Origin of the sequence: Sphingobium agri (assembly GCF_023051225.1) — a bacterium.
Lineage (GTDB): Bacteria > Pseudomonadota > Alphaproteobacteria > Sphingomonadales > Sphingomonadaceae > Sphingobium > Sphingobium agri.
In genome coordinates, this window is sequence record NZ_JALKHS010000006.1 from 324,801 (window position 1) to 336,948 (window position 12,148).

At 62.5% G+C, this 12,148-nt stretch carries 11 protein-coding genes; 10 read left to right on the plus strand and 1 reads right to left on the minus strand.

Annotation, left to right across the window (positions count from 1 at the left end):
* Window positions 1–139 precede the first annotated feature (139 nt).
* The 4 genes from MU848_RS04710 to MU848_RS04725 are packed head-to-tail and all read left to right on the plus strand — an operon-like array spanning window position 140 to window position 5,350.
* Window positions 140–1,108, plus strand: a complete 969-nt coding sequence (locus MU848_RS04710) for a glycosyltransferase family 2 protein (RefSeq protein WP_201514756.1) — start codon at window positions 140–142, stop codon at window positions 1,106–1,108.
* Complete coding sequence (locus MU848_RS04715) at window positions 1,105–2,721, plus strand: hypothetical protein (RefSeq protein WP_247230539.1); 1,617 nt, start codon at window positions 1,105–1,107, stop codon at window positions 2,719–2,721. The genes MU848_RS04710 and MU848_RS04715 overlap by 4 nt, the downstream gene beginning before the upstream one ends.
* Window positions 2,721–3,662 (plus strand): lysylphosphatidylglycerol synthase transmembrane domain-containing protein, encoded by a 942-nt coding sequence (locus MU848_RS04720; RefSeq protein ID WP_247230540.1) that lies wholly within the window; start codon window positions 2,721–2,723, stop codon window positions 3,660–3,662. The genes MU848_RS04715 and MU848_RS04720 overlap by 1 nt, the downstream gene beginning before the upstream one ends.
* Complete coding sequence (locus MU848_RS04725; RefSeq protein ID WP_247230542.1) at window positions 3,659–5,350, plus strand: hypothetical protein; 1,692 nt, start codon at window positions 3,659–3,661, stop codon at window positions 5,348–5,350. Before MU848_RS04720 ends, MU848_RS04725 begins: the two co-directional genes overlap by 4 nt.
* On the opposite strand, the gene MU848_RS04730 is transcribed toward MU848_RS04725, so the two are convergent.
* A complete protein-coding gene (locus MU848_RS04730; protein WP_247230544.1) occupies window positions 5,323–6,540 on the minus strand; it encodes a hypothetical protein in 1,218 nt (405 codons plus the stop codon). The genes MU848_RS04725 and MU848_RS04730 overlap by 28 nt on opposite strands.
* Window positions 6,541–6,777: 237 nt before the next feature.
* On the opposite strand from MU848_RS04730, the gene MU848_RS04735 reads away from it, so the two are divergent.
* The 6 genes from MU848_RS04735 (at window position 6,778) to MU848_RS04765 (ending at window position 12,119) form a co-directional block, all read left to right on the plus strand.
* Entirely contained in the window at window positions 6,778–7,899 is a 1,122-nt protein-coding gene (locus tag MU848_RS04735) for an acyltransferase family protein (RefSeq protein WP_247230546.1), read from the plus strand.
* Between the two features lie 26 nt (window positions 7,900–7,925).
* Window positions 7,926–8,120 carry a DUF4169 family protein gene (locus MU848_RS04740; RefSeq protein ID WP_247230548.1) on the plus strand — a complete coding sequence of 65 codons (195 nt, stop codon included), beginning with the start codon at window positions 7,926–7,928 and terminating at the stop codon, window positions 8,118–8,120.
* Between the two features lie 167 nt (window positions 8,121–8,287).
* Complete coding sequence (locus MU848_RS04745; RefSeq protein ID WP_247230550.1) at window positions 8,288–9,229, plus strand: hypothetical protein; 942 nt, start codon at window positions 8,288–8,290, stop codon at window positions 9,227–9,229.
* Window positions 9,230–9,394: 165 nt separating this feature from the next.
* Entirely contained in the window at window positions 9,395–10,612 is a 1,218-nt protein-coding gene (locus MU848_RS04750) for an argininosuccinate synthase (RefSeq protein ID WP_097092182.1), read from the plus strand.
* A 75-nt stretch (window positions 10,613–10,687) separates the two neighbouring features.
* On the plus strand, window positions 10,688–11,341 hold the full coding sequence (locus tag MU848_RS18985) for a methyl-accepting chemotaxis protein (RefSeq protein ID WP_303621673.1): 654 nt from the start codon (window positions 10,688–10,690) through the stop codon (window positions 11,339–11,341).
* 139 nt (window positions 11,342–11,480) lie between these two features.
* The gene (locus MU848_RS04765; protein WP_247230552.1) at window positions 11,481–12,119 is read left to right on the plus strand and encodes an EF-hand domain-containing protein; all 639 of its coding nucleotides are present in this window, start codon (window positions 11,481–11,483) and stop codon (window positions 12,117–12,119) included.
* The last annotated feature ends 29 nt before the right edge of the window (window positions 12,120–12,148 follow it).

Here is a 12,148-nt window from a genome sequence, read left to right on the forward strand (position 1 = left end):
TCCGCGTGCAAGGGACCGTGCAAGGAATGAGGTTGGCCGCTGCCCATGGTCCCGCCCGGCGATTGACAAATGAAGCGAAATGCCGCTTGCGCGTTATCGGACCCGCGCCCGCGGTTCAATCGGCAAAAGAGCAGGGCTCATGAAGTTAATTATCCAGATTCCGTGCCTCAATGAAGAAGAATCCCTGCCCGAGGCACTGGCGGCTTTGCCCCGGGAAATTCCCGGCGTGGACAAGGTCGAATGGCTGATCATCAATGACGGCAGCACCGATCGCACGGTCGAAGTCGCGCGGGCGCATGGGGTGGACCATGTCGTTGATCTGCCGGTCAATCGCGGCCTTGCCTATGCCTTCATGGCGGGGTTGAAGCGGTGCCTGGCGGAAGGTGCGGACATCATCGTCAACACGGACGCCGACAATCAATATAATGCCGATGATATTCCCCGGCTGATCCAGCCAATATTGGAGCGGCGCGCGCAGATGGTGATCGGTGACCGTCCGATTTCCACCATCGCCCATTTTTCCTGGATCAAGCGCAAGCTGCAATGGCTGGGCACCAAGGTCGTGCGCATGGCGTCGCAGGCCGACATTCATGATGCACCCAGCGGCTTCCGGGCGATCGCCCGGACGGCGGCGTTGGAGATCAACGTTTTCGACACTTACACCTACACGCTGGAATCGATCATTCAGGCCGGGCTGTCGAAAATTCCGATCACTTCGGTCCCGATCCGCGTCAATGGCGAGACGCGGCCGTCGCGCCTGTTGCGGTCGATGCACAATTATGTGTGGCGATCGATGAAGTCGATCACGCGGACTTTCTTCATCTACAAGCCGCTGATGACCTTCTTTTACCTGAGCCTGCCGCCCTTGGCGATCGGCGCGGCGCTGGTGATCCGCTGGATGCTGCTGTTCGCTGGCGGGACGGAGCGCGCCCATGTCCCCAGCCTGGTGGCGGCGTCATGCCTGCTTGTGCTGGCGGCGCTGATGTGGATCGCGGGGCTGCTGGGCGAGCAGTTGCTCGTCACCCGGCGCATGATCCACGATCTGCAACTGCGCATGCGCGACATGCCTTCATCCTATGACGTGTTGAAGGACGGCAGCGCGCTATGAGCCTTGCGCGGCGCGACCTGCTTGCGCGGCAGGCTCTGGGCGAAATACCCAAGATACTGACGCTCCTGGACCGAACGCCGGTCAGCCGCACCTATGGCTGTTTCGATCGGCTGTACTGGCATTACCGGATGATCGATTTCCCATGCGGGATGAGCCAGGAATTCGTCTATCCGCTGGCGTTGGCCTGGTCGCTCGACGCGCCGGGCAACGCCTATTTCCAAGCGCCTGCGATCCGCGATTTCGTGGAAGCGGGGATCAGGTTCGCAGCGCGCTCTGCCCATGCAGACGGGTCCTGCGACGACTATTACCCGTTCGAGCGGGCGGCGGGGGCGGCGGCTTTTTCGCTGCTCGCCTGCATCGAGGCGGCGCGAATCATCGGCGTCGATGGCGATGCCGAGATCGGGGCATTCTTCCGCAAGCGTGCGGGATGGCTGGCGACCCATCAGGAATCGGGTCGGCTGTCGAACCATGAGGCGCTGATCGTTGCCAACCTGATCCGCATGTCGGCGCTCGACGGGCCCGAGTGGGAAGAGCCGCTGCGCGCGCGGGTGGCGCGGCTTTTGTCATGGCAGCATGAGGAAGGCTGGTTCGACGAATATGGCGGGGCCGATCCGGGCTATCTGAGCCTGACCATCGGGCTGCTGGCCGACAGTGACCGGCGCAGGCCTGAGCTTGGACTGCGCGAGGCTTGCCGCCGGGCGATCAGCTTCTTTGCGCATTTCGTGCATCCGGACGGCACCGTGGGCGGCGCTTATACGAGCCGGGGCACGCAGAATTTCTTCCCGCATGGGTTCGAGATCGCGGGCGAGTGGATGCCGGAGGCGACGCTGGTCAATGACCGGGCGTTGGCGCTGTTCGAGCGGGACGGGCCGCCTTGCTATTCCGACGACCATATCATCGGGCATCATGTGTGGAGTTGGCTGCTCTGCTGGTCCGAATGGCGGGAGGAGCGGGTCGAGGCTTTGCCGGATGCGCGCGCATCGGCCTGGTTTCCGGGGGCAGGGTTGGTCGTGGAGCAGCGTGGGCAGCAGACGCTTTATGCCGGGTTGCGGCAGGGGGGTGCTTTTCAGTTGTTCGCGGGCGATCGCCTGAGCCTCGCCGACAGCGGGATTGCGATCGCGACGCAGGCCGACCGGGCGGCGGTGCAGCATCTGCCGGGCGATTATGACGTGCGCCGGGATGCAGACGGGTTCGAGGTTTCGGGCAGGATGGCGTGGGCGAAGTCGACGCTGCTGACGCCGGTCAAGTCGGTGATCCTGCGCTGCATGATGGTGAGCGTTGGCCGCTTCTTTCCCGATCTTGTGCGGCGCTTGCTCCAGAAGATCCTGGTGACCGGGCGAAAAGACGCGCCCTTCCGTTTCCGGCGGAGCCTGCGCTGGGACGGTGAGGGTGTAGTCATCCGCGACGAGATCGTGGCGGATGAGGGGTGGCAGGATGTCGCTTCGGTCGGCATCGGGGGTTTCCAGACCTCATCGACCACGATCATGGCGCGGGTCTGGCAGGCGAATCATTTGCAGCCCTGGCGCGACCTGACACATCTGGTCCGTGGCCTTGGCGCGGGCGAGCCGCTGGTGATCGAGCGCCAGGTCCCGCGCGAGGGGACCACTGGCTGATGCGCAAGCTGTTAAGCGTTGCCGTCAGCCTCATCATCCTGGCGGTGATCTGGGCCAGCGTCGATGCGGGCCGGGTGATCGACGTGTTCCGCCATTCGGATCGCTTCTGGCTGGCAATGAGCCTGTTGGCCGCGGTGCCGCTGACCCTGGCGACAGCGCTGCGTTTTGCGATGCTGAGCCGGTCGCCGATCCCCTTCGGCGCATGCCTGCGGTTGATATTGTCGGCATCCACATTGAACGCGGTGCTGCCGTCCAAGATGGGCGACATCGCGAAGGGATGGGTGCTGGCGCAGAAATATGGCTTTCCGGCCGAGCGGGCGGTGTCGCTCGTCGTGTTCGAGAAGATGATGGACATGGCCGCGCTGCTCCTGTGGGGAACGTTCGCCCTCATCTGGACGGCGGGTTCGGACTGGCTGCTCTGGCTGTTCACGCTAGCCGTTGCGGGGCTGTTTCTCCTCCTCGCGCTGCTGATGGCGCCGTTCAGCACAGCGCGTCGGCCGCTCTTGTGGGCGATCGGCTTCATGCCCGGCAAGATCGGGACGCGGCTGGATGGCTTCATGCAGGAATGGTCGGTGATGGCGGACTGGATCTGGTCGCGGCCTATGCGTGCCTGGAGCACCGTCCTGTTTTCGATCGCGATCTGGGCCGGGCATCTGGGACAGTTCTGGCTGTTCACGAAAGCGGTGCATGCGGATGTTCCGTTGCTGGACAATCTGGCGTTCGCGACCTTGTCGATCCTGGCGGGGCTGTTGCCGCTCACCATGGCGGGGATCGGTAGCCGGGACGCGGCGATCATTCATTTCTATGCGCAATGGCTTTCACCCGCGGCCGGGGCGGCGGTAGGCGTCCTCGCGACCTCGCGCTACCTTCTGCCCGCCATCGCCGGTGCGCCATTCGTGCGCGACTATTGGGCACGACAAGGATCATTGGCTACCAAATGACGAGCAGGATCAATCCCCTGGCAGCGATATTCGCGCTGCTGGTCACGCTGGCCATGCTGATCTACGCCCGGGCTGCGTTCCTGACCGATGCGCAGTGGGTCATCGCCGACGACGCGCGCCAGTTCCTGGCCTGGACGTCGCGTATCGCCGATCCGCAAGCCATGCCCGGCAACTTCATGGCCGATTATTGGCAGCAGACGGCGCCGCCTTTCTACCGGGCGTTGCTCTACGCTGCCGTCGCGGTCGGCATGCCGCCCATCCTGCTGTCCAAGCTGCTGCCGCTCCTGCTGCTGCCGATCAGCGCGGTACTGGCATGGAAGGTCAGCGGCGTGTTCGCGCGCGAGCGGGTCGTCCAATTCGCCGGCGCATTGTGCATCATCGCAACGGCGTTGCACACCGACTCCATCTTTTCAGGCACGCCTCGCGCCTTTGCATTGCCGCTGATGCTGGTCGCCATCCATGGCATGGCGGCGGGCAGGAACGGCATCGCGGTCCTTGGCCTGCTGATGCTCGGCGTCGTCTATCCTGCGCCTGCCGTAACCTGCCTGGGCCTGTTCACGCTGCACCTGTTGCAATGGAAACCGCCGCTCCGGTTCCGCGTGACTGGCGGCAAGATCGCCTTGCTTGCTCTGGCGGCGGCCTGTGTCGTGCTGCCTGCTCTCATATTCAAATCGGGTTTGGATCAATGGGGTCCGACGCTGACGATGAGCGAAGCACGCGGGGTCTTCAGCATGATGCTCTATGACGGCCGGAGCAGCATAACCGGACCCAATGGCGACATCGCCTGGCTATGTTCCCGCCGTATCGGCTTCTTGCCGAGTGTCGTGAATTGCCGAGGCAACACTGATCCCCGCCTGTTGATCAATCTTTGCCTGACGATCGTGCCGATGCTGCTGCTATGGTTCTGGCAGGCGCGGGCCAAGGGTGTGTCGGAGATGGGTACTGGCAAGAATGCGGCGCTGTGGCGCCTCTTTCCCTACAGCCTTGTGTCTGCCATCATCTGCTACCTGATTGCGGCCGTCATCGCCTTCAAGGTCCACCTCCCCGCCCGCTATAGCCAACCTGTGCTGCTGATCATGGGTAGCCTCGCCTTCGGCATCATGGCAAGCAAGGGTTGGGAGCATTTGAGAAAATCAGGTGGGGTCATTCCCAAGCTGGTCGCCGCATTGTGCCTGATGTTGGCGCTTGTGGCCTATGTGACCCCAAAGACGACCTTGGCCCGGCCGCGTGACGCCGCCTTGATCGGCCTCATCGGCCGCACGCCACCATCTACACGCATCGCAGGAATAGAAAGCGATCTCGACTTCGTACCGGCAGCGACCGGGCGCGGCGTGCTTGCCACGACGGAACATGACATTCCCTATCACCGGCAATATGATTGGAAGAACAGCGACGGGCTGCGCGCATCATTGCAGATGGGCGAACTGACCAGTCCTGCGGCGATTGCGGCGATCCGGCGCTACAGGATCGACCTGCTGGTGTTCGACCGCGAGTTCCTGGAGACCGGCGTGGTCCCAGGCCGGTATCTTCGGACCATGGCACCGCCGCATAGGATTCGTCCGTCGGAAGGTCAGCTCGCCGCGCTTCGCGCAGCGTCCTGCCGCATTGTGGAGACCAGATATTCCGTCCTGATCTTCACAGGCTGCTTCCGACAGCTGGCTCAGGCCGCTTCATCCGGGGCGAAATAGCCGTTCGCCAACCATGACAGGATCGCGTCTGCGCCTCGCACTGATGAGGGGCGGGTGCTGCGCGACATGGTGTAGTCGAAGATTTCCTCCTGCCGCGCCTGGTAGAGACGGCCCCGCTCTTCAAAATGGGGGAGCAGGGGGAATAGGGGCGCTGCCGAGCGAACCACATCGCCCGCGCTCCACGAGAGGTAAGGCAGCGCCCCTTCATCTGCCCGGCTATGCGTGTCGATGAAGAAGGCAGGGCGGGGCCGGATGAGAAATTCGTAAATCTGGCTGCTGACATCCCCGATATATGCGTCCGCCGACAGCGTGTAGCTCATGTCGGTCAGCGCTTCGCTGTCGATGTCGATGCGGATGTTGGCCGATTGCCGCCACTGCGGGTTAAGGTCTGGCCGCCGCCGCGCCACGCGATATTCCGGCGAGATATGCAGTTTCTTCCGAAACAGCATGATGTGGGGCGCGAAGACGAGATTATAGGCCTGCCCGGGGCCAAAGGCGAACCAGTCGATCAGCGCCGGGCCATGATCATACCAGCTGGACAGATGTGGATCGAAATGCGGGTTGTAGAGGAAGGTCGGGCGGTCGTTCTCAAAGAATTTTCGGGTGGCCTGGCGGTCGATGAGGTCGAATTTAGGGTAGCCGATGATGGCGACCGTTTCAGGTGAAGCCAGGCCGTGGCGAATCATTTCGTCCGCGACCTTGCGCCCCGAAACGAGCATGGCGTCGAAGCCGCTCATGTCGGGATGATAGGTGACGGAGCGGTCGCCCGCGCCGTGCGGTACGAAGATGAATTGTGGGCCGTCCTCTTTCCATTGGCGCTTGAGATGAAGGCAGGTACGTTCCGGGCTGACGATCAGAGCGGCGTTTCGCAGTTCGCCTGCATGATGGGTAAGCCGCTTCAGCCTTTCGGCAGGCGCGATCCGGTTGATCAACCGGGTCAACAGGCCTGGGCGGGGCAGGCTGAGGTCGAACCAGCCGATGCGCTCCGCAGCCTCTTCCCCCAGCATCGATCGTAGGCGTTGCGCGATCGCGCTGGTGCCGTAGGCGCAGACGATGGGCCGATCCACGTCCCTCAGCGCCAGCACCTTCAATATGCCAGCGGTATGCGCAAGCTGGTGGGTCGCGTCATGGTTGAACAGGAACAGCAGGGATCCGGGCGGTATCCGATTCTCTGGCGGTGACGCTCGCATGAAGACGCCAGTATCGGGCAAGCAGCCTTGCGTCAAAGATGGGCGTAGCTGTTGGATCGCCCCGACGAAGCGATGACATGATATCTTGATCGGCGGCCCGCTTGCCAATAGCAGCACGACGCCTCGGGCAAGCAAGCGGGATGACGGTGCGAGACCGCGATCGTCCCTATGCTGCTGGTCCCGGGCAGTTGGACCAAATGCATGCAAGCTGCTGATGTACCCGCCGCACCTGAGCCTATGAGGCTCTACTTCCTCGACAGCGTCCGCACATTGTGCATGTTGCTCATCATCCCGTACCACGCCGCCCATATTTATGAGACGGAAAAGGATTGGTGGGTTCATTCACCCCAGAATAGCTGGCTGTTTGACCTCATCATCACGCTGCAACGAAGCTTTTGCATGAGCGCCTTCTTCATCGTGGCGGGCTTTTTTTCTGCGCTGGTTATCGAAAACCGGGGTCTGCGGGACTGGAGCAGCAGCCGGATATCGCGCCTGCTGGTGCCGTTGGTGGTATCCTTGCTCACGGTTCAGATCTGGCAGATGGTCATCGCTGCCAATCTGGAAGGAAATGGCGCCTTTTGGCCGTTCTGGGAAAGCTATCTGGCGGAAAGAGGCAGGATCAACATATTCCACCTGTGGTTCATTCCATGCCTGATCTTCCAGTCATTGGTGCTGGGATTGATCGTGGCACGGTTTGGCACCAGGCCATTTGTGTGGAACGGCACCTATCGCCGATCGATCCTGTTGCTGGTGGCGGCCAACCTGCTGCTCTTCGTGTTGGCCCGGAACCTGCCCAAACTGCTCAAGACCGACCTGTTCCTGATGTGGGGCCTGATCGATCTGCAAAAGAACATCTTCTACCTGGTGCCGTTTCTTCTGGGGGCCAAGCTGTTCTGGGACCGCGGATTTCGCGACGCTTTTCTGCGCCTTAACAGATGGTCGATGGGCACGGCACTCGTCACCTACGCGCTGGTCACGATTTTCCAGCATTCCGACGGGTTTCCGGGCAAGCCCGTCCGCGACATCTCCCTGCCGATCGCGGCCATCTGCATTTCCCAAACCTTGATCGCCTTGGCTTACAAGTTCCTGCGGGGGCCGAATATGCTGACGAAGCATCTGTCGGAGCCCAGCTACTCGCTTTATCTGCTGCATCATCCGATCGTGATGGTGGCGGGCATCGCATTCCTTGGCATCAACATGAACATATTCGCGGAATATGGGATCATCGTCGCCGCTGGTTTCGTCATTCCCTATCTGGCGCACCGCTATTTGATCGCGCCATGGCCGCTCATGTCCTTCCTGTTCAATGGGAAGCCGTTCAGAAAGCGGGAAGCGCGTGCTGGGCGGGCTCTGACCTGAACGCTGTGGCTGATCGGAGGTGAAGAATGGCCGACATCATCAATCTGCGGCAGGCGCGCAAGGTCAAGGCGCGGAGGGACAAGGAGCGGGTGGCTTCTGCCAATCGGGCGAAGTTCGGCCAGACGAAGGCCGAGCGCGAGGCGCGGCGGGCCGAAGAGGCGCGGGTGGAGCGGCTGCTGGATGGTAGCAGACGTGATGGCGACGTCGATCCGGTTGAATAGCGGTCGGGATGGTAAGCAGTCAGAGGGAGCGGTGTAGGTCACACAAAATGAATGGATATTCATCTTAGGGTGAGATAAAACAACTCGTCCTTCGTGAAAATCAACTCGTCGTGAATCCGTGACCACGTCTGCGGTCAATTGAAAAGCTCGTTGGTTTAGTTTGGGCTATGAGAGAATATATTCATTCTGCTCGCCCGGCTGGCGCCGCGATTGCCGCTGTTCTGGCCCTTGGTTCAACCTATTCTTTCGCGCAGGAAGCCGTTGCTCCGGACGCGGCTTTGCCAACTGTCGTCGTGCCGCCGCCGGTTGTGACGCCTGCCGCACCGGCTCCTCAGGCGATGGTCCAGCCGACAAGCTCGGTTGAAGAGCGGCTGAATGCTGCGGTGGCCGCTTCGGAAGCCGAAACGGCGGCGGCTCCTGTCGCTGACCGGCCGCGTGCGCGCACGGCGACTGCGCCGGTAAGGTCCGCTCCCCGCGCTGAAGCTGCGCGATCGGTGGAGCGGGCGGAGGCGCAACCTGTAGCGGCGGCTCCGCAGCGTGAGGCTGCCGTTGCTCCGGTGCCTGCGCCGAGCGAAGCTGCACCTGCTGCCGCTGCAACGGCTGAGGTGCGGGAAGCGAGTGCTGCCGATGCTGGTCCAAGCGAATCGCTGCTCTGGGCTCTGGGCGGTGGCGCATTGCTGCTCGCCGGAATCGGCGGGGCGGCAGCCGTTCGTCGCCGCCGCAGTCGTGTGGAAGCGGAGGACGAGGTCTTCGCCACGTCGGCGACCCCGATCGTCGAGGAGCCTGCTGCCGCGCCGATAGCTGAACCCGCCGTCGCGCCCCCGCCCGCCGCCGCGCCGTTTGTTGCCGGGGCTGCTTATGGCTCCAGCTTGGAGGCGATGGTCGCCGCTCCGCCGAGCCCGGATAATCCCTTCCGGACGCAGCGCAAACGCCTCGCGCGGGCGCGGTTCCTGCTGGCACAGCAGGAGAAGCGGGTGCAGGCGCCTTATGGCGATGCGCGAGCAACCGTGCCGCCGCAGACGATCCATGCCGAACCGCAGATGCAGACCGTCTATCGGATGGGCGCGGATCGCAATCGCCGGATGAGCTTCAAGCCGCAAACGCGCTAAAGCCACCGGACGATCAGCAGACGGGGGCGGCATCGCAAGGTGCCGCCCCCTTTGCTTGCTTGATCTATGTCGATTCGGTTGCACTTGGGGCCGACCCCTGATACCGGCGCGCCGGTAATTTCGCGCCAGCACCAGGCCAAGTTTTTAAGGAAGGTCGCTCCACCCATGTCCGATAAGATCAACCGCATTGTCCTTGCCTTCTCAGGAGGGCTCGACACAAGCGTGATCCTGAAATGGTTGCAGCAGACCTACCAATGCGAAGTCGTGACCTTCACGGCCGATCTGGGGCAGGGCGAGGAGCTGGAGCCCGCGCGCCAGAAGGCCAAGCTGATGGGGGTGCGCGACGAGCATATCTTCATCGACGACCTGCGCGAAGAATTTGTGAAGGATTATGTGTTCCCGATGATGCGCGGCAACGCGCTTTATGAGGGATTGTATCTGCTGGGCACGTCGATTGCCCGCCCGCTGATCGCCAAGCGGCAGATTGAGATCGCGCGGCAGGTGGGAGCCGATGCCGTCAGCCATGGCGCGACCGGCAAGGGCAATGACCAGGTGCGTTTCGAGCTTGGCTATTATGCGCTCTCGCCCGATATCAAGGTGATCGCGCCGTGGCGGGAATGGGACCTGACCAGCCGCACGCGCCTGATCGAATTCGCCGAGCAGCACCAGATCCCGATTCCTCGGGACAAGCGCGGCGAAAGCCCGTTTTCGACCGACGCGAACATGTTGCACACCTCGTCCGAGGGCAAGGTGCTGGAAGATCCGTGGGAAGAAGTGCCCGACTATGTCTATTCGCGCACGGTGAACCCGGAAGATGCGCCCGACGCGCCGGAATATATCACCATCGATTTCGAACGCGGCGATGGCGTGGCGATCAACGGCGTGGGCATGAGCCCCGCGACGCTGCTCGAAACCCTGAACGAATATGGCCGCAAGCATGGCATCGGCCGCCTCGACCTGGTCGAAAACCGCTTCGTGGGCATGAAGTCGCGCGGCATGTATGAAACGCCGGGCGGCGCCATTTATTATCTCGCCCACCGAGGTATCGAACAGCTGACGCTCGATCGCGGCGCGGCACATCTGAAGGATGAGCTGGCGCCCAAATATGCTGAACTCATCTACAACGGCTTCTGGTTCTCGCCAGAGCGCGAGATGTTGCAGGCCGCGATCGACTACAGCCAGGAAAAGGTGACGGGCACGGTTCGCCTGAAGCTGTACAAGGGCGGCGTCTATGTCGTCGGGCGCAAGTCGCCCTATTCGCTCTACAGTGAAAAGGTCGTGACGTTCGAGGATGATGCGGGCGCTTATGACCAGCGCGATGCGGCGGGCTTCATCAAGCTCAATGCGCTGCGGCTTCGTCTCTTGGGTCGCCGCGACGGCTGATGATATCACTTTCGCTATATAATTTAGCGTCGAATTAACCATCTGCACGGCATATCCCCATGATGGAGATTTGCCGTGCAAGGTATTGAAATCGAGCCCGCGTCGATCTGGCGGGCGATCGAGCGGTCGACCGCTATCGTCACCTTCGATCGCGAGTGCCGCGTGACGGGGGCCAACGATAATTTTCTGGACCTGTTCGGCTATCGCTTTGCCGATGTCGAGGGGCGTCATCACCGCATGTTCTGCGAAGCGGACTATGCCGCGTCGCGCGACTATGCCGAATTCTGGGACCGGCTTCAGTCCGGCCAGTTCGACACCGGGTCCTATCGGCGTCTGGACAAGCAAAGGCAGCAGGTGTGGATCCGGGGCAGCTATAACCCGACATTCGGGCCTGACGGCATGCAGACCGGCGTCATCAAGTTCGCGCATGACATCAGCGATCAATATCGCGCCGTCGCCGCGCGTGAAGACGCCGAGCATCGGCTGCGCCTGCAGGAAAGCGAACGCCGCGCCGATGTCGAGCGGGTACTCAGCGAAGTTAACAGCATCGTCGGATCGATCGCTGGCATAGCGCGCCAGACCAATTTGCTCGCCCTGAACGCATCCATCGAAGCCGCGCGCGCGGGGGAGGCGGGCAGGGGATTTTCCGTGGTCGCGGCAGAGGTCAAGAAGCTGGCGATCGATACGCAGGAAGCGACCGGGCGCGCGCGAGCGATCATCGCGGGCTAGAGGCGCTGCACGCGGCGCTGCGATACATATTGCGACAATTTAGCCCGTGACGTGACAAGTTTGCGGGACAAGTCTTCCTCATAAGGGGTTTCAAGGACGGCGATGGCCGTTCGGCACCCCTTTGGAAGGAAGAGAAGAGATGATCCGCAAATTTCTGGGCACTGCTGCTGTCGGCGCCTTGTTCGTTGGCGGGCTCGCGGGCACGCAGATCGCGCTCGCGCAGCCGGGCGATGGCGGGCCCGGTGGCCGCCATGGCGGCATGATGGCGAAGGCCGATGCGAACAAGGACGGCAAGATCAGCAAGGCTGAACTGACCGCAGCGCTCGACGCGCGCTTTGCGAAGATGGACGCCAACCGCGATGGCAAGCTGACCAAGGAAGATCGCGAAATCCGCCGTCAGGCGCGGCTCGACCAGCGTTTTGCCGCTCTGGACACCGACCGCAACGGCCAGATCAGCAAGGCGGAGTTCGCGGCCGGGCATCAGGCCCGCTTCGGACGCGGTGAAGACGGAAAGGGTCGGGAGGGCCATTGGGGCAAGCGCGGCCATCATGGCTTTGGCGGCGGCAGGATGTTCCATGGCGGCGGCGCCCGTGGCGAGGCGATGAAGGACGGCGTCATCACGCGCGCCGAGTTCATGGCCAAGCCGCTTGCGATGTTCGACAAGGCCGACGTCAACAAGGACGGCTTCGTGACGGCGGACGAGATGAAGGCCGCGCGTCAGGCCATGCGACAGGCATGGCAGGCGAAGCGCGGGGCGGACGCGGCTCCCCGCAACTGATCTTCAGGAAGGGTGAAGGCGCGTGTCCT

What these genes read in the sequence shown, in the direction of transcription:
- MU848_RS04710 (WP_201514756.1), top strand. Translation starts at nt 140, where the DNA reads ATGAAGTTAATTATCCAGATTCCGTGCCTCAATGAAGAAGAATCCCTG.
- MU848_RS04715 (WP_247230539.1), top strand. Translation starts at nt 1,105, where the DNA reads ATGAGCCTTGCGCGGCGCGACCTGCTTGCGCGGCAGGCTCTGGGCGAA.
- MU848_RS04720 (WP_247230540.1), top strand. Translation starts at nt 2,721, where the DNA reads ATGCGCAAGCTGTTAAGCGTTGCCGTCAGCCTCATCATCCTGGCGGTG.
- MU848_RS04725 (WP_247230542.1), top strand. Translation starts at nt 3,659, where the DNA reads ATGACGAGCAGGATCAATCCCCTGGCAGCGATATTCGCGCTGCTGGTC.
- MU848_RS04730 (WP_247230544.1), bottom strand. Translation starts at nt 6,540, where the DNA reads ATGCGAGCGTCACCGCCAGAGAATCGGATACCGCCCGGATCCCTGCTG.
- MU848_RS04735 (WP_247230546.1), top strand. Translation starts at nt 6,778, where the DNA reads ATGAGGCTCTACTTCCTCGACAGCGTCCGCACATTGTGCATGTTGCTC.
- MU848_RS04740 (WP_247230548.1), top strand. Translation starts at nt 7,926, where the DNA reads ATGGCCGACATCATCAATCTGCGGCAGGCGCGCAAGGTCAAGGCGCGG.
- MU848_RS04745 (WP_247230550.1), top strand. Translation starts at nt 8,288, where the DNA reads ATGAGAGAATATATTCATTCTGCTCGCCCGGCTGGCGCCGCGATTGCC.
- MU848_RS04750 (WP_097092182.1), top strand. Translation starts at nt 9,395, where the DNA reads ATGTCCGATAAGATCAACCGCATTGTCCTTGCCTTCTCAGGAGGGCTC.
- MU848_RS04765 (WP_247230552.1), top strand. Translation starts at nt 11,481, where the DNA reads ATGATCCGCAAATTTCTGGGCACTGCTGCTGTCGGCGCCTTGTTCGTT.